The 18,311-nt window shown below is 42.7% G+C and carries 16 protein-coding genes; 4 read left to right on the forward strand and 12 right to left on the reverse strand.

The genetic code is table 11. The features are described 5' to 3' along the window. The 4 genes from B1s21160_RS04325 to dxr are packed head-to-tail and all read right to left on the reverse strand — an operon-like array spanning window position 1 to window position 5,213. Entirely contained in the window at window positions 1-1,716 is a 1,716-nt protein-coding gene (locus B1s21160_RS04325) for a proline--tRNA ligase (RefSeq protein ID WP_095672543.1), read from the reverse strand. Between the two features lie 13 nt (window positions 1,717-1,729). Next, window positions 1,730-2,881: a flavodoxin-dependent (E)-4-hydroxy-3-methylbut-2-enyl-diphosphate synthase gene (gene ispG, locus B1s21160_RS04330; RefSeq protein WP_095672544.1), complete on the reverse strand. Its 1,152-nt coding sequence runs from the start codon at window positions 2,879-2,881 to the stop codon at window positions 1,730-1,732. A 13-nt stretch (window positions 2,882-2,894) separates the two neighbouring features. Next, the gene (locus B1s21160_RS04335; RefSeq protein WP_095672545.1) at window positions 2,895-4,085 is read right to left on the reverse strand and encodes a M50 family metallopeptidase; all 1,191 of its coding nucleotides are present in this window, start codon (window positions 4,083-4,085) and stop codon (window positions 2,895-2,897) included. Continuing rightward, window positions 4,086-5,213 (reverse strand): 1-deoxy-D-xylulose-5-phosphate reductoisomerase, encoded by a 1,128-nt coding sequence (gene dxr, locus B1s21160_RS04340; RefSeq protein ID WP_095672546.1) that lies wholly within the window; start codon window positions 5,211-5,213, stop codon window positions 4,086-4,088. A 51-nt stretch (window positions 5,214-5,264) separates the two neighbouring features. Between dxr and gabT the strand changes: the two genes are divergently transcribed. Together gabT and B1s21160_RS04350 are read left to right on the forward strand one after the other, a co-directional pair. Then, window positions 5,265-6,614 (forward strand): 4-aminobutyrate--2-oxoglutarate transaminase, encoded by a 1,350-nt coding sequence (gene gabT / locus B1s21160_RS04345; protein ID WP_095672547.1) that lies wholly within the window; start codon window positions 5,265-5,267, stop codon window positions 6,612-6,614. Continuing rightward, entirely contained in the window at window positions 6,614-7,099 is a 486-nt protein-coding gene (locus B1s21160_RS04350; protein WP_095672548.1) for a GNAT family N-acetyltransferase, read from the forward strand. The genes gabT and B1s21160_RS04350 overlap by 1 nt, the downstream gene beginning before the upstream one ends. Here B1s21160_RS04350 and speB read toward each other — a convergent pair whose 3' ends face one another. The 5 genes from speB to B1s21160_RS04375 are packed head-to-tail and all read right to left on the reverse strand — an operon-like array spanning window position 7,100 to window position 12,189. Continuing rightward, window positions 7,100-8,098: an agmatinase gene (gene speB, locus B1s21160_RS04355; protein WP_095672549.1), complete on the reverse strand. Its 999-nt coding sequence runs from the start codon at window positions 8,096-8,098 to the stop codon at window positions 7,100-7,102. Beyond that, window positions 8,095-8,922, reverse strand: a complete 828-nt coding sequence (locus B1s21160_RS04360) for an ABC transporter permease (RefSeq protein WP_095672550.1) — start codon at window positions 8,920-8,922, stop codon at window positions 8,095-8,097. The genes speB and B1s21160_RS04360 overlap by 4 nt, the downstream gene beginning before the upstream one ends. Further along, on the reverse strand, window positions 8,919-9,821 hold the full coding sequence (locus tag B1s21160_RS04365) for an ABC transporter permease (RefSeq protein WP_095672551.1): 903 nt from the start codon (window positions 9,819-9,821) through the stop codon (window positions 8,919-8,921). The genes B1s21160_RS04360 and B1s21160_RS04365 overlap by 4 nt, the downstream gene beginning before the upstream one ends. Before the next feature lie 4 nt (window positions 9,822-9,825). Next, window positions 9,826-10,953 carry an ABC transporter ATP-binding protein gene (locus B1s21160_RS04370; protein ID WP_095672552.1) on the reverse strand — a complete coding sequence of 376 codons (1,128 nt, stop codon included), beginning with the start codon at window positions 10,951-10,953 and terminating at the stop codon, window positions 9,826-9,828. 36 nt (window positions 10,954-10,989) lie between these two features. Beyond that, a complete protein-coding gene (locus B1s21160_RS04375) occupies window positions 10,990-12,189 on the reverse strand; it encodes an ABC transporter substrate-binding protein (protein ID WP_095672553.1) in 1,200 nt (399 codons plus the stop codon). Window positions 12,190-12,536: 347 nt separating this feature from the next. Between B1s21160_RS04375 and B1s21160_RS04380 the strand changes: the two genes are divergently transcribed. After that, a complete protein-coding gene (locus B1s21160_RS04380) occupies window positions 12,537-13,400 on the forward strand; it encodes a carbon-nitrogen hydrolase family protein (RefSeq protein WP_095672554.1) in 864 nt (287 codons plus the stop codon). 18 nt (window positions 13,401-13,418) lie between these two features. After that, a complete protein-coding gene (locus tag B1s21160_RS04385; RefSeq protein ID WP_095672555.1) occupies window positions 13,419-14,741 on the forward strand; it encodes an APC family permease in 1,323 nt (440 codons plus the stop codon). Between the two features lie 111 nt (window positions 14,742-14,852). Here B1s21160_RS04385 and B1s21160_RS04390 read toward each other — a convergent pair whose 3' ends face one another. The 3 genes from B1s21160_RS04390 to B1s21160_RS04400 form a co-directional block, all read right to left on the reverse strand. Beyond that, window positions 14,853-16,280, reverse strand: coding sequence for a gamma-aminobutyraldehyde dehydrogenase (locus tag B1s21160_RS04390; protein ID WP_095672556.1), 1,428 nt, complete (start codon window positions 16,278-16,280; stop codon window positions 14,853-14,855). A gap of 68 nt (window positions 16,281-16,348) precedes the next feature. Beyond that, window positions 16,349-17,464: a dual-specificity RNA methyltransferase RlmN gene (rlmN, locus tag B1s21160_RS04395; RefSeq protein WP_095672557.1), complete on the reverse strand. Its 1,116-nt coding sequence runs from the start codon at window positions 17,462-17,464 to the stop codon at window positions 16,349-16,351. Then, window positions 17,464-18,309, reverse strand: coding sequence for a phosphatidate cytidylyltransferase (locus tag B1s21160_RS04400; protein WP_223297931.1), 846 nt, complete (start codon window positions 18,307-18,309; stop codon window positions 17,464-17,466). Before B1s21160_RS04400 ends, rlmN begins: the two co-directional genes overlap by 1 nt. Window positions 18,310-18,311: the final 2 nt, after the last annotated feature.

Here is an 18,311-nt window from a genome sequence, read left to right on the forward strand (position 1 = left end):
TTACTTCACTAATGTTTTGACAACATCAGTAACCGCTACTTCTTGCTTAGCTGAAGATTTGCGATCTCTAATCTCAACTTTGCCATCCGCCAATGCTTTACCTACAATAATTATCTTCTGTATCCCAATTAATTCTGCATCTTTAAACTTCACCCCCGCAGATGCCTCCCGGCGATCATCCAGTAATACTTCAAGACCTTTTGCCTCTAGATCTTTCGCAATTTGCTCAGCCACATCAAATGGTTGATCCTCTTTACCAGTTGCAACAATATGAACATCAGCTGGTGCAACCTCAGCTGGCCAATTCAATCCAATCTCATCATGCGTTTGCTCAGCAATTGCAGCTACCGCCCTGGAAACACCAATTCCATAAGAGCCCATAGTTACTACCACTGGTTTTCCCTCTTTATCCAAAACTGTAAGCCCTAATGATTGTGCATACTTTCTTCCCAATTGAAAAATATGGCCGATCTCTATTGCTCGATCAATGATTACTGCTGATTCACATTTAGGACAATTATCTCCAGCCCTAACTTCAGCTGACTCAACATATTGATCAATTATAAAATCTCTGCCACAAGTCACGTTTTTAGCGTGCTTGTCCTTTGCATTCGCACCGGTAATCCAAACCGATCCTTCACTTACTCTCGGATCTGCATAAAGTCTTAACCCCAATGCTTTTGCATCTTGTGGACCAACATAACCTTTAACCAACTTTGGATTCTTGGCAAAATCAGCATCTTCAAATAACCGTAGGTCTTTCACACCAGCCAGATTTGCAGCCAGACGTTTTAGGTCAACCTCACGATCTCCTGGAACTAATACTGCAATTGGTTTTTCATCTGCCATCAACAAAACATTTTTCAAAGTATCGCTTGCCGTTATTTTTGCGCCAAATTTGTTATTAAATACTGCAACCAAAGAATCAATGGTTGGGGTATTTGGTGTATCTAGAACTTCAATTGCGCCAACCTTTTCACCTTTGTACGGCGCTACCTTAGTAACCATCGCCTCCACATTTGCGGCATACCCACACTTCTTGCACAAAACATAAGTATCTTCACCAGTTGGGCAAGGTGCTAAAAACTCCTCTGATTTTGATCCCCCCATCGCACCGCTCATCGCTGAAACAATGTTGTATTTAAGTCCTAAGCGATCAAAAGTATTTATATAAGCTTGGCGATGTTTTTGGTAGGAAATTTCAAGTCCGGCATCATCAACATCAAAGCTATATGAATCTTTCATTACAAACTCACGTCCTCTGATAATTCCAGAACGTGGTCGTGGTTCATCTCGGTACTTAGTTTGAATTTGATAAATAGACAAGGGCAGATCTTTGTAGGAAGAAAACTCACCTTTGACCATTAAGGTAAACATCTCTTCATGTGTTGGCCCTAGCAAGTAATCATTGCCTTTGCGATCTTGTAATCTAAACAAATCTGGTCCGTACTCCGCCCAACGATTTGTTGCTTCATAAGGCTCTTTTGGCAGTAATGCTGGAAAGTGCACCTCTTGAAAGCCTGCTTTATCCATCTCTTGGCGAACAACATTTTCAATCTTGCGATAGGTGCGATATCCAAGTGGCAACCAAGAGTAAATTCCGGCAGCAACTCTTCTGACAAAACCTGCTCTAACTAACAATCGGTGGGATGCAACCTCAGCATCAGCTGGATCATCACGCAAAGTGCGTAATAATAAGGTGGACATCCTTAACATAGGTAAAGCCTATCTATTGAACTGCAACAGTTGGCTCACCTGATGCCACTCCAGCGGCCTCCATTTCTTCTGCAAGACGCATCGCCTCTTCAATCAGCGTCTCAACAATCTGTGCCTCTGGCACAGTTTTAATTACCTCACCCTTTACAAATATCTGACCCTTTCCATTTCCAGATGCCACACCAAGATCTGCTTCTCTTGCCTCACCTGGTCCATTAACAACACAACCCATAACTGCAACGCGAAGAGGCACAGTCATTCCTTGTAATCCTGCCTGCACTTTTTCTGCCAAGGTATAGACATCAACTTGGGCTCTGCCACATGATGGGCAAGAGACAATCTCAAGCTTTCGTTGTCGTAGATTTAAAGATTCTAAAATAGAAATTCCCACCTTGACCTCTTCAACTGGTGGGGCGGAGAGTGAAACACGAATAGTGTCGCCAATTCCTTCAGCAAGTAATATGCCAAAAGCAGTTGCAGATTTGATTGTGCCTTGAAATAGCGGTCCAGCTTCAGTAACACCAAGATGTAATGGATAATCACATTTTGCTGCCAATATCCGATACGCCTTCACCATTGTTACTGGATCATGATGTTTTACGGAAATCTTTATATCAGAAAAACCATGCTCCTCAAATAATGATGCCTCCCACAATGCGGACTCTGCTAACGCCTCAGGTGTTGCCTTGCCGTACTTTGCGAGCAACCTTGGATCAAGGGAGCCTGCATTAACACCAATTCGAATTGGAATTCTGGCATCTCCTGCAGCTTTTGCTACCTCTTTAACCTTGTCATCAAATTGCTTAATATTTCCAGGATTTACCCGCACTGCAGCGCATCCAGCATCAATTGCTGCAAAAATATACTTTGGTTGAAAATGAATATCGGCAATTACCGGAATCTGTGATTTTTTAGCAATTGCAGCAAGTGCGTCAGCATCATCCTGGGATGGAACTGCCACCCGAACAATCTGACAACCAGAGGCGGTTAACTCTGCGATCTGTTGCAAGGTGGAGTCAACATCTGCAGTTAATGTCGTGCACATAGATTGCACTGAAACTGGTGCATCCCCACCAACTAAAACTGAACCTACTTTTAATTGCCGACTTTTGCGCCGTGGCGCCAAAGTAGGTGGTGGTGCTGCGGGAATTCCAAGATCAACCATAAGTAAATCTTATCTAGAAATTAAGTCGAACTGGGTTGAGAATGTCTGCGGTAAGCAGCAGAAGTGATAAAGAAGCCATCAAAACAAAGACCACCATAGTAATTGGAGTGAGCCGTTCGACATCAAAGGGTGCTGGCTTAGCCAACCCTTTACGTCTTGCTCGTGTATTTCTTACCCCATCAGCGATCGCAACCGCCATATGACCACCATCTAATGGCAATAATGGCAATAGATTAAACATGCCAACAAATAAATTGAGTGAGGAGATAATCAATACGAAGGTAGCTATTTTTTCTCTAGTAGTTAGCGCCTTTGTTTCAGCTGTCTCACCACTTACTCTGGCCACACCAACTACGCCAACTAGGCCCTCAGGATCTCGCTCTTCATTACCAAAGGTTTGATTAATTAAATTAGGAATTTTGCTTGGCAATGAAATCAGCGCAGTTAAGCTATTTTGCAGTATCTCAATAGTAAATGAGCCGGCCTTACTAACCGCCGTAATTGGTCCATAGGTAATAGTGCCGACCTTATTAACCACACCTAACACACCTATTTTTTCACCATCGATTTCTCTAAATGCTGGGGTAATTAAAAGATTAAGCACAGTGCCGTTGCGATTTATATTTATTTCTAATTGCTTTCCAGCAGATGCTCTGATAACTCGCACCGCCTGAGCCCACTCGGCGTACTGCACGCCATTAATACTTATAATCTCATCATCCGCTAATATGCCAGCATTTTTTGCAGGCGATGGCGTGGATTTACTTGAGCAGCGCTCGGTGGCTGTTTGCGGAATGCAATCACTAACTCTTTCAACCTGATTAGTCAGTGAGGTAATGCCAATTGCTGAAAATAAGGTCAAGAGCAGTACAAAGCCAATTACAAAATGTAGAAAGGATCCAGCACCTAAAACAATTAGCCGCTGACCAACAGATGCTTTAACAAATGCTCGATCGGCATCTGCTTCACTTAATTGCTCCCTTGGTGTCATACCAGCTATACGGCAGTAACCACCAGCAGGAATTGCTTTTACCCCAAACTCGGTTTCACCACGGGTAGTTGACCAGATTTTTTGACCAAAGCCAACAAAAAATTCAGTCACCTTCATGCCAAATCTTTTAGCAGTTAAATAATGTCCAGCTTCATGAATCATTACCGATAAGAGCAGGGCAACCACAAAAGCAATAACGCCAATGATCGCCATTTAATTTAGCTCCTTTATAATCTCACTTGCCTTCATCCGCGCACTTTGCTCTATCCCACTGACATCAGAGATATCTCTAATTGTAGTTGGAGTATTACTGCCAAATGCCTGGACGACCTGCTCCACAATATCAATTATCGCTGTGAATTTAATCTGTCCTGCTAAAAAGGCTGCCACTGCAACCTCATTGGCTGCGTTAAATACTGCCGGCAAACCTGCGCCTAATTTGCCACATAATTTTGCTAATGCAATAGCAGGATACTTTTCATGATCAATTGGCAGAAACTGCCAATTATGATTCTTACTCCAATCAATTGGCGCACAAGCTTTATTAATTCGCTCTGGATATGCCAATGCATATGCAATAGGGCCCTTCATATTTGGTGGTGAAGCTTGGGCAAGAGTCGAGCCATCGCAAAACTCAACTAATGAGTGCACTACAGATTGTGGATGGATCACCGCTTCAATATCATCATAATCAACTCCAAAGAGATAATGCGCCTCAATTATCTCTAGTCCCTTATTTAATAAAGTCGCTGAGTTAATACTTACTACCTCACCCATTGACCAGGTTGGATGATTTAGCGCATCTGCAACTGATACTTGGGATAAATCATCTACATCTCTAAATGGTCCACCACTTGCAGTTAAAATCAGTTTTTTTATATCACTTGATTTGCCAGCTTGCATCACTTGAAATATTGCAGAGTGCTCTGAGTCAACTGGAATTAATTTATCTGCGCCATACTTCATAACTAAATCACCACCTGCAACCAATGACTCTTTGTTGGCCAGCGCTACTTTGTTGCCCACTGCAAGTGCTGACAGGGTTGGCCCTAAGCCAATAGATCCGCTGATGCCATTTAAAACAATGTCACAAGGTAGGGCGGCAATCTCAACTGATGAGTTTGGTCCATCAATGACCTGCACGCCAGAGGTTTTAGGGGCAGGGGCCATAGTGCCAACAATGGGTACATTAAATTTCTTTGCCTGCTGCATTAATAACTCGGGGTTTTTTCGCCCTGCACTTAATCCAACCAGGCGAAATTTGTTTGGGTTGGCCGCCACAATCTCCAACGCTTGCACTCCGATAGAGCCAGTTGACCCCAAGACCACTACATCTCGCATGCACCTATCTTAACTGCGCCATGACAATCACCCTTCAGATAGTATTTACGCATGTACTCAGAGGCTAGAAAACCAGTTACACAAAAGCGCAACCTGATTACTGCTATTCCTGGACCAAAATCTGCGGAGCTAATAAAGCGCAGAGGCGAGGCGGTCTCTGCCTCCCTCGGCACAGCTTTTCCAGTTTTTATTGATCACTCAGAGGGTGCAATTATTGTTGATGTTGATGGCAACTCAATTTTGGATTTAGGTGCCGGAATTGCAGTTTTAAATGTTGGCCACTCTGCCAAAGAGGTTAGAGAAAATGTTAAGCAGCAAATTGATTCATTTACTCATACCTGTTTTATGGTTGTTCCATACACCGGATATGTTGAGGTCTGCGAAGCATTAAATCGCTTAACTCCAGGTACTCATAAAAAGAAATCTGCTCTCTTCAACTCAGGTGCTGAGGCAATTGAAAATGCGGTAAAGATTGCTCGTAAATTTACTAAGCGATCTGCAGTTGTTGTTTTTGAGCATGGATACCATGGAAGAACTAATCTGACTATGGCAATGACTGCAAAAAACATGCCGTACAAAAATGGATTTGGACCTTTTGCCCCAGAGGTTTATCGCATGCCATTGGCATATGCCTATCGATGTGATGCATGCACTAAACCTTGTGAGAGCTCTGTTTTATCCATGGTGCTACATAAAATTGAAAAAGAGATTGGCGCCAGTAATGTTGCTTGCATCGTTATCGAACCAATTCTTGGTGAGGGTGGATTCATAGTTCCCTGTAAGGGCTTCCTACCTGGGCTTGTGAAATTCTGTAAAGAAAACGGAATTGTTTTTATTGCAGATGAGGTTCAAACTGGATTTGGTCGAACTGGAAATATGTTTGCCTGTGAGGATGAATCTATTACGCCAGATTTAATTGTCACCGCCAAAGGAATTGCTGCTGGTATGCCACTTGCTGGTGTCACCGGACGAGCTGAGATTATGGATTCAATTCACTTAAGTGGCTTAGGTGGCACATATGGTGGAAATCCAGTTGCATGTGCAGCAGCCTTAGGTGCAATTGAGATTATTGAGCGAGAAAATCTAGCTGAGCGGGCAAATAAAATTGGCAAGATATTAACTGATGCCTTAAATGCTATGGCAAAGAAGTATTCAATAATTGGAGAGGTACGTGGCCGAGGTGCTATGCAGGCGATTGAATTAATTAAGCCTGGCACTATGGATCCAAATCCTGAGGCATTAACTGCAATTCTTAAGTACTGCACTAGCAAGGGTGTGCTAATTCTTTCAGCTGGAACCTATGGGAATGTAATTAGATTGCTGCCACCATTAGTAATTGAAGAGGATTTACTGCGTGATGGCTTATCTGTATTGGATGAGGCGCTAGCAAGTATTAAGTGATGATTTCTCATTCAATACGAGAAATTGCAGAAACTGATGCAAATTGGATAGTTGAGGCTTGCCAAGACAAAGAGATTCTCTTTTGGACCACAGTCCCCCGTCCTTACAAATTGCAACATGCGCAAGGCTTTATAAGAGGTGAATTTCCAGAGTACAAAATTTGGGTTATTGAAGACAAAGAGGTTAGGCCAGTTGGCATAATCTCAATTCACGCAGTTGATGAAGCTGGAAACGCTGAAATTGGTTACTGGATAGCACCATGGGGAAGAGGAAAGGGAGCAACAAAGGATGCAATATCTTTGGTTGGAAATTATGCTAAAACTGATTCAAAAATTAAATTTTTACAAGCTTGTATCTCAGATTTAAATTTCGCTTCACAAAGGGTTGCAGAATATGCTGGATTAGTTAAGGCAGAGGCTGCTTGTAAAACATGTCCAGCAGGTGAAAAGCAGACTAGCTCTACATATTTCCGTAAAGCTGTTTAATTAACGATCTAGTAAGTTTCTAGTTGCAGAGTACTTACCGCCTGATTTCTTAAGCGCAATCGCACTAAGTGCCTCAAGCACCACTCGATTAGCCAAGATTGCGGTGATGTCGGAGCTGTCATAAGCAGGTGCCACTTCAACTACATCAACACCAACAATTGGTAATTCAAAACAAATTCTTCTAACTGCTTCAAGTAACTCTCTACTTGTCATTCCCCCTGGCTCTGGTGTGCCTGTACCGGGCGCCATACCTGGATCTACCACATCAATATCAACAGATAAAAAGACACCATCACAACCATCGGTAAGAATCGCAAATGATTCATCAAGAACAGCTTTCATTCCACGGTGATGAATCTCAGTCATCTCATAGGATTTCATTCCTTTTCCTGCCATCCACTTTAAGGTGGCATCATCTGGCCAGTAACCACGAAGTCCTAATTGCAAAAAGCGATCCCCGCGAACAGATCCTGACTCAATTAATCTGCGCATTGGTGTGCCATGACCAATAAGAGCGCCAAATTGATCTTCGCCAGTATCAGCATGGGCATCAAAATGAATCATCGAAACTTTGCCTTTGCCTAAATGATTTGCAATTCCCGCCACATCAGCTGAAGCAATGGAGTGATCTCCCCCCAATACAACTGCAATAGCCCCGGCTTTAGCAATTTTTTCAGTGGCAACCTCTAGAACCTTAAGTGAATTAACTAAATCTCCACCGGGCATTAATAAATCACCTGCATCAAAAATCTTAAGTTTTTTTAGCGGATCAATTCGCATTGCAAGATGTGGCCTAGAGCCATCATGGGGAAGGTAATCACCCATGCGAATCGCTTGCGGTCCCATTTTTGCCCCTGATCGATGAGATGTTCCACTATCAATAGGTGCACCAACAATAATTACATCAGCGCCTTTATAGCTCTCAGGCTTATCAAGATCACAACTTGGAATACCAAGAAAGGTGAAATCTGGGCCATACATATTGCCAATATTTGTCATGACTTCTTTCGTTGCCGGGAAACTACCTGCCCCACTATAACAATTATTAGAGCGATGAAGAACATCGCACTTCCAATCACATTTGCTTGAGCAGGAATGCCTCTGGCGGCTGAGACGTAAACAAATTTTGGAAATGTTGAAACTATTCCGGAGTTAAAGTTGGTGATAATAAAATCATCAAATGATAAGGAAAATGCCAGCAATGCTGCGCCGGCAATACCTGGCATCACAAGTGGTAATGTGACATATCTAAAAGTTTCTCGTTCATTTGCATAAAGATCCATCGCGGCTTGCTCCAGCCGTGGATCTAAGGATGCAATCCTTGCCTTTACTGTTACCACCACAAATGAGATGCAAAACATCACATGGGAAATAATGATTGTCCAAAAGCCTGGATTAATTCGCAGATTTAAAAACATTGCCAGTAGCGATGCTCCCAAGACCACCTCAGGCGTTGCCATAGGTAAAAAGATTAATAGGTTTGTGGTTTTGCGTCCCTTAAATTTATGACGACCCAATGCAAAGGCGATCATGGTCCCTAAAATAGTTGCTAATACTGTTGAGATAACACCAATCTGCAGTGAGTTAACAACTGATTCACATACTTGAGCCGCACCACATGGATTCTTCCAATTATCTAAGGTAAAGCCCTGCCAGACCAGATTACTTTTGCCAGCATCATTAAATGAAAAAGTAAAGGTGTAGGCAACTGGAATGAATAGATAAATAAATGCCAGCCCTGCATAAATACGGATTAGATTCCGAGCAAACCACCGAGATGTGCGATGGCGAAGTGATGGCATTGGCGCAGATAAGGTGGTCATACCAGCTCATCCGTTCCAGATTTTCTAATATAAAGCGTTACTAAAATTAGAATAGTTGCCATCAACGTAAAGGAAAGAGCTGCAGCAGTTGGGTAATCTACAACTGCAAAAAACCTTGATTCAATAACATTTCCAATCATCTTTGTGCCCGGATTTCCTAAAATCGCTGCGTTTACATAATCACCAGCTGCTGGAATAAAGGTAAGCAAGGTGCCGGCAACTACTCCTGGCATTGACAATGGCAATGTCACCTTTCTAAAGGTAGTAAATCCATTGGCATAAAGATCACCTGAGGCTTCCAAAGTTCTAGGATCAATCCGCTCAAGTGAGGCGTAAAGTGGTAGCGTCATGAAGGGTAGAAAGTTATAAGCAAGTCCAATTACTACCGCAGTTGAGGTGTTATTAATTCGAAACATTTCATCAACAAAGGGCAACACTTTTATGGCAGAGACAATAGGTCCTGAGTCAGCCAAAATCTGAGTCCAAGCAATAGTTCTAAGCAGGAAGGATGTAAAGAAAGGTGCAATAACTAGCACCAGCAAAATATTGCGATACTTTCCAGATTTGAAGGCAATTGCGTAGGCAAGTGGATAGGCAATTGCTAAGGCCAACAACGTAGCAAAGGCTGCGTAAATAAATGATCTTAGGTACTGCTCTTTATTTGCTAGAAATGCATCCACATAATTAGCAAAACGCAGCTCTTGTACATATGTACCAATTTGAGCACCCTCTGGCCGCACCATAGTTGAGGTGCTGGCTAGTGAAAAAATCGGAATAATAAAGAAGGTAACTAACCAAATCAATCCAGGTGCTAGAAGTATGTAAGGGGTAAGTGACCTACTTTTTAATCCGCTCTTTGCGCCAGCGTGTGAGGTGCTTAAGCCATGCAGAAATGCCATTTACTCACTCTTCATCATCAAGATCAGCGCCAGCATTAATATCTTGAGCGCCATCTAATGCAAAAGTATGTTCCGGATCCCATTCAAGCGAGACTTTATCGCCAACCCTAAGATCATGTAATCCCTCATCATTTTGTTCAAAGACAACTAGATCTAAATCCCATGGCGATTTCACTAAGTATTGGGTTGAAGTGCCCACAAAAGAACGATCAATTACTACACAATCTTTGATGGAGTTAACCCCAGTATCATCAAGGCGTAGCTTTTCCGGCCGCACACCAACAAAAACCGATTCATTATCGGTTGCCACTCTAGATAACGGAACTTCAAAGGTGAGCCCCTTAGCTGAAATAACCGCTTTGCCATTACCTCTGGAAGTAACTTTTCCTTTAATTAAATTACATTGACCTAAAAAGTTGGCCACAAAGGCGGTCTTTGGCGCTTCATAAAGCTCTGTTGCAGATCCCATCTGCTCAATTTTTCCTTCATTCATCACCGCAATAGTGTCAGCCATAGTCATCGCCTCTTCTTGATCATGCGTAACATGAATAAAGGTAATTCCGACCTCAGTTTGGATTCGCTTTAACTCTATCTGCATCTGCCGGCGAAGTTTTAGATCAAGTGCTCCCAGTGGCTCATCAAGCAGTAAAACCTCAGGGCGATTAACAATTGCTCTGGCGACTGCAATTCTTTGTTGCTGACCACCAGATAATTGATTTGGTTTACGTGCAGCTAAGTGCCCCATCTCAACAAGATTTAAGGCATTTTCTACCTCAGTTTTTACATCTTTAATTCCACGCCGCCTTAACCCAAATGCAATATTTTCAAAGATTGTAAGATGTGGAAAAAGTGCGTAATTCTGAAATACTGTATTTACATTTCGTCGATATGATTTTTGGGTAGTAATATCAGTATCACCGATAGATATTGTGCCTGCAGATGGTTCCTCTAATCCTGCCACCATACGAAGTGTGGTGGTCTTGCCACATCCTGATGGCCCAAGGAGAGCAAAAAATGAACCATCGGGGACTACTAAAGATAAATCATCAACAGCGCAAAAATCACCGTAATGTTTTGAGAGGCGATCTAACTTTAAATCACCAGTATCTTGCGAAACTTTATTGTTCGCCATTACCGGATACTTATCTGATCCTTAGCTAGTTGGTACTTAATTACCGATAGCTTCGTCAAAAGCTGTCTGGAATGTGGTTGCTTCATCAGCAGAGAGTGATCTAAATACCTTTACCTTTGCCAAGGTAGCCGCATCAGGGAATATGAAAGGACTTGCAGCTAGTTTAGGATCAATTTTTTCCATCTCAGCTTGCGCAGCTTCAACTGGGCAGATGTAATTTACATAAGCAGCTACCTCTGCGGCCACTGCCGGCTCGTAGTAATAATTTATTAAGCTTTCCGCATTTTTCTTATGAGTTGAAGTTGATGGAATCAGCATATTATCGCTCCATAATGTGCCACCAGATTCTGGGATGGCAAAATCAAATTGGCCATCACTTTCTGCTCTTAGAATAAATATGTCACCAGACCAACCAATTACTGCGTTAGCATCTCCACGTTTTAGATCCTCAGAGTAGGAGTTACCTTTCACTTGGCGAATAAAGCCATCTTTAATCTTTCCTTTTAGAAAATCAATCGCATTCATGTATTGATCCTCAGTGAAGTTGGAGGATGGATCAACGCCTTGATAAAGCATGATTACACCAATTGTGTCCCGTAGCTCTGATAGCACCACAATCTTGCCTTTATTTGCTGGGGCAAATAATTGATCCATGGTGCGAACACCCTTTGGAAGTTTTTTCGTGTTCCAACCAAAACCAGCAAAACCTGATTGCCAGGTTAGTGAGTACTGACGACCTTTGTCATAACCAACATCAGCAAGAACTGCGCGAATATTTGATTTGTTTGGAATATTTGCAGCATCAAGTTTTTGCGCATATCCCTGCTCGATAAATCTTGCTGCCATCCAATCAGTTGGTGTAACAATGTCATAGCCAATATCGGTACCGATTGAAAGCTGTCCTTGTACTTTTCCATAAAAAGTATTGTTGTCATCAATATCTTCGGTGTAGGTAGCTTTAAGACCACTCTGCTTTTCAAAGGCAGCAAGAGTTGGATAAACCTTTGTATCCTCATTAAAATCTAAATAAAGTGGCCAGTTTGCCCAGCGAACTATTTTTTCAGTATCACTCACATCAACAATTCCTTCAGCAGTAGTTGAAGTACCGGTTCCACAAGCAGCAAGTAATCCAGCAGCGGATACTGCTCCGACTCCTGCAAGAACTGAACGGCGAGAAACCTGAGCGCGGATAATCGCGCGAGCTTCAGGAGATATTGAGTTGATGTCTTTCTTCATTATTTCTCTTCCTTATTTATCTCGAGGTTGTGTTAGTTGGGTAGGGATCTGGGGAAAATCTATCAGGCGTATAGGTTTGCCACTTTCATAGAGGCTTAATCTACGCATGAATTTCCTGATCTGCTAGTAAATTCCTAAGATTTTTTGAAATTGGTTTAGAAGTGGTCTATTGATTTTAAGCGTTAGGCAGCGCCTCTAAGGCCCTAGTTGGCCAGACTCAATCGTGGGTTGCAAACCCACCGCCTAATTCACAAGCAAAATTGTTATACATTTTGAATTGTTCATCTAGCAAAGTGGGTCCCGGCATTAGAGGGTGAGATACCCTTTAAGGCGTCAGAGAGCAGGGGATGTCAAAGAAGATATCAGTTGCGGCAGCGCAGGTTACACAGCGCAAATTTACATATGAGCTCAGTAGTTATGCCCAAGATATAGCGGAAATTCTTAGCCGCTCCCCTGGGACCAAAATGGTGGTTCATCCAGAGCTTCATTTATTTGGCTCGGATATGAGTGCAGCTGCGTTGCAAGAAATCGCACAGTCACTAGATAGCAAATTTGTAAGTGAACTAGGTGAAATAGCCAAGCGCTTTGGCATCTGGTTAATTCCAGGAAGTATCGTAGAACCTGCACCCAATGTTGGGGTCTACAACACCGCCCTGGTGTTTAATCCCGCTGGAGAATTGGTTTCATTTTATAGGAAGATCTTTCCATGGCGTCCTTCTGAGCCATTTACCATGGGGAGTGAATTTTCAGTATTTGAACTACCGGGATTAGGTCGTGTTGGTTTAAATATTTGCTACGACATCTGGTTTCCGGAGGTAACTCGACAATTGACTTGGATGGGTGCGGAATTAATAGTCAATCTTGTTAGAACAACAACTCCAGATCGAAAACAAGAATTAGTCTTAGTTCAAGCCAACTCAATTGTAAATCAAGTTTATATCTTAAGCGTAAATGCAGCTGCTCCCATTGCAATGGGTAGATCTTTAGTTGTAGATCCAGATGGTGATGTCCTTGAGCAAGTACTTGATGATAGTAATTCAGTTATTTACACCGTCATTGACTTTGATCGTGTTGCACAGATTAGACGTGATGGTACGGCAGGAGTTAATCGAATGTGGGATCAATTTCTGCCGAATGATCCAGAGATAAATCTTCCCATTTACACCGGACGAATAAATCCACGGACATGGCGTCCGGGAATGAATAAATAGCAAAAAGGAGAAAATAAGATGACAACACTGGAACGTACGCTGGGCTTGCGCTCAGTTGTGCTTTTCGGCCTGGCTTATATGACACCAATTATTGTTCTTGGAATATTTGGTATCACGGCCGATCTAACCTTTGGAGCAAGCGCTGGTGCATATGCGCTTGGTTTGATTGCAATGCTCTTTACTGCATACTCATACGGACAGCTGGCTCGGGTATTCCCTGTTGCCGGCTCTGCTTATACCTACGTTCGTAAATCCATCAATGATCATCTTGGATTTTTGGTTGGCTGGGCAATTTTGCTCGACTACCTATTCTTGCCGATGGTTATTTGGCTAATTGGAGGTGCTTATCTACAAGCGCAATTCCCATCAATTCCATTTGCAATTTGGATTCTTCTATTTATTGCACTTACAACCGCACTAAATATTATTGGTTTTAAAGTCGCAGATAAAGCAAATTTTGCACTGATGGCCTTCCAAAGTTTGGTGATGATTATTTTCATCGGACTTTGTATCGCTTACGTTGCTGGTGGTGATGGTGCGGGAACCTTATTCTCAGTTGAGCCGTTTTATGCCAACACAACTACCTGGACCGCTCTAACAGCAGGAGCTGCAGTTTCTGCTTATTCATTCCTTGGATTTGATGCGGTCACTACATTGACCGAAGAGACAAAGGATCCAAAGAACACTATTCCAAGAGCAATCATGCTGGTTGCATTAATTGGCGGTGCAATATTCATAGTGACTGCTTACTTCACTACTTTGGCAAAACCAGGAAATGAATTTGAAGAAGTTGGTTCTGCTGCATTTGAGATTGCAAAAATGATTGGCGGTGCCTTCTTTAGCTCAGTATTCGTTGCTGGTTTAGTTGTAGGCCAATTCGCTAGCGGGCTTGCAGCTCAAGCGAGTGCCAGTCGATTGATCTTTGCAATGGGTCGCGATGGAGTTCTTCCTAAGGGCCTTTTTGCGAAATTAAACGATGCATATAAGACGCCAGTTCCTGCAATTATTGCCGTAGGAGTAGTTGGCCTCCTGGCGCTCCGGTTAGATATTGCAACTTCAACTTCATTTATTAGCTTTGGTGCATTTACCGCATTTACCTTGGTAAATATCTCAGTCATAGCTTATTACCTGAAGAACAAAAGCTCAGATAAGAACATCTTAGGATGGGTACTTATACCTATTATCGGAGCAGCAGCTGATGCATATCTGCTTATGCAATTAGATGATAATGCAAAACGACTTGGGTTAATTTGGCTAGGGATAGGAATCGTACTTCTGATAGTAATTACTAAGGGATTACGTCAGAAACCTCCTCAGATGAGCGATCCAGTTGGTATGTAAGACTAAATAAGCAAAAAATGAGGTGGGCCCAAAAAAGGCTCACCTCATTTTTTATGTAATCTATTAAAACACTAGTGAGTAGTGGTTAGGGTTAGCTAAGAATTTTATTAATTAGGCGTTGAGGTTTGTCATCACATGTTTGATTCGGGTGTACTCCTCAAATCCATAAGCAGAAAGGTCCTTGCCTGTACCTGAGTGCTTAAATCCCCCGTGTGGCATCTCTGCCACCATTGGAATATGGGTGTTGATCCACACGCAACCAAAGTCAAAGGCCTTGGCCATACGCATTGCCCGGCCATGATCCTTAGTCCAAACACTTGAGGCCAATCCATACTTAACTCCATTGGCGTAACGAACAGCCTGGGCCTCATCGGTGAACTTTTGCACAGTAATAACTGGCCCAAATATCTCACTTTGAATCATCTCATCATCTTGTTTTAGATCTGCCACCACAGTTGGATTCCAGAAGTAGCCAGGGCCTTTAATTGCACTTCCACCAGCAGTAACTCTGGCGTGAGTTGGTACCCGATCTAAGAATCCTTGCACTCTTGCTAATTGATTTGCGTTATTAACTGGACCAACTAATACATCTTCATGTGGCATACCAACCTTAATAACATTTTTTGCTTGCTCAGAAAGCAAGGCCACCACATCATCATAAGCACTTGCCTCAACTATTACCCTAGTTGCTGCGGTGCAATCTTGACCGGCGTTAAAGTAACCAGCCACTGCAATCCACTCACACGCTGCCTGCAAATTAGCATCATCAAAGATCACTACCGGTGCCTTGCCACCTAACTCAAGGTGCAACTTCTTTAAATCTTTAGCAGCACTTCCTGCCACCTCCATACCAGCTCGCACTGAACCAGTAATAGAGACCATCTGTGGAATCTCATGTTCAACTAATGCCCGACCAGTATCGCGATCACCAATTACTACATTGATTACACCCTCTGGTAAAAACTCCTGCATCAACTCTGCCATCCAAAGAGTTGAAACTGGTGTGGTATCACTTGGCTTTAACACCACTGTATTTCCTGCAGCAATAGCAGGTGCCCACTTCCAAACCGCCATCATCATTGGATAATTCCATGGTGTTACCTGCGCACAAACTCCAATTGGCTCTCGTCGTATAAAAGATGTGTGCCCTTTAAAGTATTCAGCTGCAGATTTTCCCTCTAGATTTCTAGCAGCCCCTGCGAAAAATCTAATTTGATCAAGCATCGGACCAATTTCCTCTGCCCGAGTTACCGCAATTGGTTTACCGGTATTTTCAGATTCAATTCCAATGAGCTCTTCACTTCGCGCCTCTATTGCATCCGCAATTTTATTTATCGCTTTCTGGCGCTCACCTGGAGTGGACTCCTTCCAAACCTCAAAGGCACCTGCTGCAGATTTCATAGCCTTATCAACATCGGCGGCATTTGATACTGGCGCTTTAGCGAATACCTCCCCAGTTGATGGATTTATTAAATCCTGCACCTTATCTGAGGTAGCACTTACTTTTTTTCCATTTATAAAATTTTGCAAAGTTTTCAATTACATCTCCTTGGGTGCTGAGTTAAGTAAAGTCTAGTAATTACCGGAATCCTTATCAAGAGTTTGTTCTACTCGTTGGAGTTGTTACTCAACTGTGATGCTGCAAGTTGCCCACAGGCACCATCAATCTCACGTCCTCTGGTATCTCGCACCGTTACCGGCACGCCATATCCTTCTAATGTTTCAACAAAAGCTGCCTCATCCTCATGCCGGGATGCGGTCCACTTTGATCCTGGCGTTGGGTTTAATGGAATTAAATTCACATGAGCATTTTTATTTTTCAGCAATCTGCCCAACAAATCTGCCCGCCACACTTGATCATTAATATCTCTAATTAATGCGTACTCAATTGAGTATCTCCTACCAGTCTTTGCTTCATACTTATCAGCAGCTTGTAATACCTCTTTTACCTTCCATCTTGAGTTAACTGGCACCAATGTGTCACGGAGTTCATCATCTGGGGTGTGTAATGAGATGGCAAGTGTTACTGGTAGATCCTCTTCAATTAACTTCTCGATTCCAGTTACTAAGCCAACCGTTGAAAGGGTCACAGATCTTGCGCCAATTCCCAAACCATTAGGTTGCGGATTTGTAATATTCCTTATTGACTGCATCACCGCTTTGTAATTTGCCATTGGCTCACCCATTCCCATGAAGACCACATTTGATAATCGAGTAGGACCTCCTGGTAACTCACCTAAATCACATGCCTTAGCTGCCATCACTACCTGAGCGGTTATCTCACCAGCGGTTAAATTTCTAGTTAACCCTGCCTGCCCGGTGGCACAAAATGGACAGCCCATGCCGCAACCAGCTTGAGATGAGATACAAACAGTAGTGCGGTCGGTATAGCGCATCAAGACCGATTCAACTAAGACTCCATCATGTAAACGCCATAAATCTTTTCTAGTTTTGCCACCATCGCAGGTAACTGATTTAACTAGCGTTAATAACTTTGGTAAAAAAGCATCAGCCAGTGACTTGCGTAGCTCTTTTGGAATATCGGTAAAACTTTCTACATCATCATTGTGATGGGTAAAAAAATGCACCGCTAACTGATTTGCTCTAAAGGCTGGCAAACCTAACTCTTCAGCCCGGACTTTTCGCTCTGCCACAGTTAAATCTGCTAGATGTACTGGACTCTTCTTCTTAACAGCAGGAGCATCAAATACTAAATCAACCACTATAAGTACCGATTAATTAGCTCAAATGCAAACCAAACAGCTGGGGCGGTAAAGAGAGCAGAATCTAGCCGATCCATTATGCCGCCATGGCCGGGAAGTAAATTAGACATATCTTTAATAGCTAGATCACGTTTAATTGCCGATTCAATTAGATCGCCACAGGTAGCAGTTACTACACACATTAATCCAATCACCGCTCCTACAAACCATGCAGTTTCAAAAAAGTAATGAAAGGTTGCAGCCCCACCAACAACTGCAGCCACTGCGCCGCCAATTAATCCTTCCCAACTTTTCTTAGGGCTTATTTTTGGTGCCAACTTATGTTTTCCGATTGCAATACCGGTGAAGTAGGCGAATGTGTCATTGCAGGCAATTAAAGCAACCAGGGCAAAAATTCGAGTAGGACCATCTTCATGGTTTGCAAGCAAAAGAATAAATCCACCTAAAACTGCTAAGTAGAAGGTGATAAATACTGCTGAGGTTGAGCGCTTAATAAAGTCACTCTGCGATATAAGTAATAAGGTAAACATTAAAATCGGTATGGTAAGTCCAGCTGAAACCGCCAGTCCTTGGGTATTTCCAAACCAGGTAGCAAACAGTAAAACGGATGCTGCGCTCATCAATGCTAAATCTGGTAATTCAATTCCACCAGTGCGATAAGCGTGGGCTAACTCCCTGACTCCCAGCATGATTACCACCCAAATTAATAGAAAAAACAGCAATGGCTCAATGATTATTGAGCCGAAGATCAAGCCCAACAGAAATAATGAAACAAAAATGGATGGTAGTAGTTTTCGACCTGCGCGTTTGTTTATTGCATCATTTATAGCGTGCAGATCCGCCATCA

It is taken from the genome of Candidatus Nanopelagicus hibericus, assembly GCF_002288005.1.
GTDB classification, from domain to species: domain Bacteria; phylum Actinomycetota; class Actinomycetes; order Nanopelagicales; family Nanopelagicaceae; genus Nanopelagicus; species Nanopelagicus hibericus.

Bases quoted from the DNA above. Each gene is read 5' to 3' on its own strand.
- dxr (WP_095672546.1), bottom strand. From the start codon at position 5,213: ATGCGAGATGTAGTGGTCTTGGGGTCAACTGGCTCTATCGGAGTGCAA.
- B1s21160_RS04360 (WP_095672550.1), bottom strand. From the start codon at position 8,922: ATGACCACCTTATCTGCGCCAATGCCATCACTTCGCCATCGCACATCT.
- B1s21160_RS04365 (WP_095672551.1), bottom strand. From the start codon at position 9,821: ATGGCATTTCTGCATGGCTTAAGCACCTCACACGCTGGCGCAAAGAGC.
- B1s21160_RS04375 (WP_095672553.1), bottom strand. From the start codon at position 12,189: ATGAAGAAAGACATCAACTCAATATCTCCTGAAGCTCGCGCGATTATC.
- ispG (WP_095672544.1), bottom strand. From the start codon at position 2,881: ATGGTTGATCTTGGAATTCCCGCAGCACCACCACCTACTTTGGCGCCA.
- speB (WP_095672549.1), bottom strand. From the start codon at position 8,098: ATGACAAATATTGGCAATATGTATGGCCCAGATTTCACCTTTCTTGGT.
- B1s21160_RS04385 (WP_095672555.1), top strand. From the start codon at position 13,419: ATGACAACACTGGAACGTACGCTGGGCTTGCGCTCAGTTGTGCTTTTC.
- B1s21160_RS04350 (WP_095672548.1), top strand. From the start codon at position 6,614: ATGATTTCTCATTCAATACGAGAAATTGCAGAAACTGATGCAAATTGG.
- B1s21160_RS04325 (WP_095672543.1), bottom strand. From the start codon at position 1,716: ATGTTAAGGATGTCCACCTTATTATTACGCACTTTGCGTGATGATCCA.
- gabT (WP_095672547.1), top strand. From the start codon at position 5,265: ATGTACTCAGAGGCTAGAAAACCAGTTACACAAAAGCGCAACCTGATT.
- B1s21160_RS04335 (WP_095672545.1), bottom strand. From the start codon at position 4,085: ATGGCGATCATTGGCGTTATTGCTTTTGTGGTTGCCCTGCTCTTATCG.
- B1s21160_RS04370 (WP_095672552.1), bottom strand. From the start codon at position 10,953: ATGGCGAACAATAAAGTTTCGCAAGATACTGGTGATTTAAAGTTAGAT.
- B1s21160_RS04380 (WP_095672554.1), top strand. From the start codon at position 12,537: ATGTCAAAGAAGATATCAGTTGCGGCAGCGCAGGTTACACAGCGCAAA.
- B1s21160_RS04400 (WP_223297931.1), bottom strand. From the start codon at position 18,309: ATGGCGGATCTGCACGCTATAAATGATGCAATAAACAAACGCGCAGGT.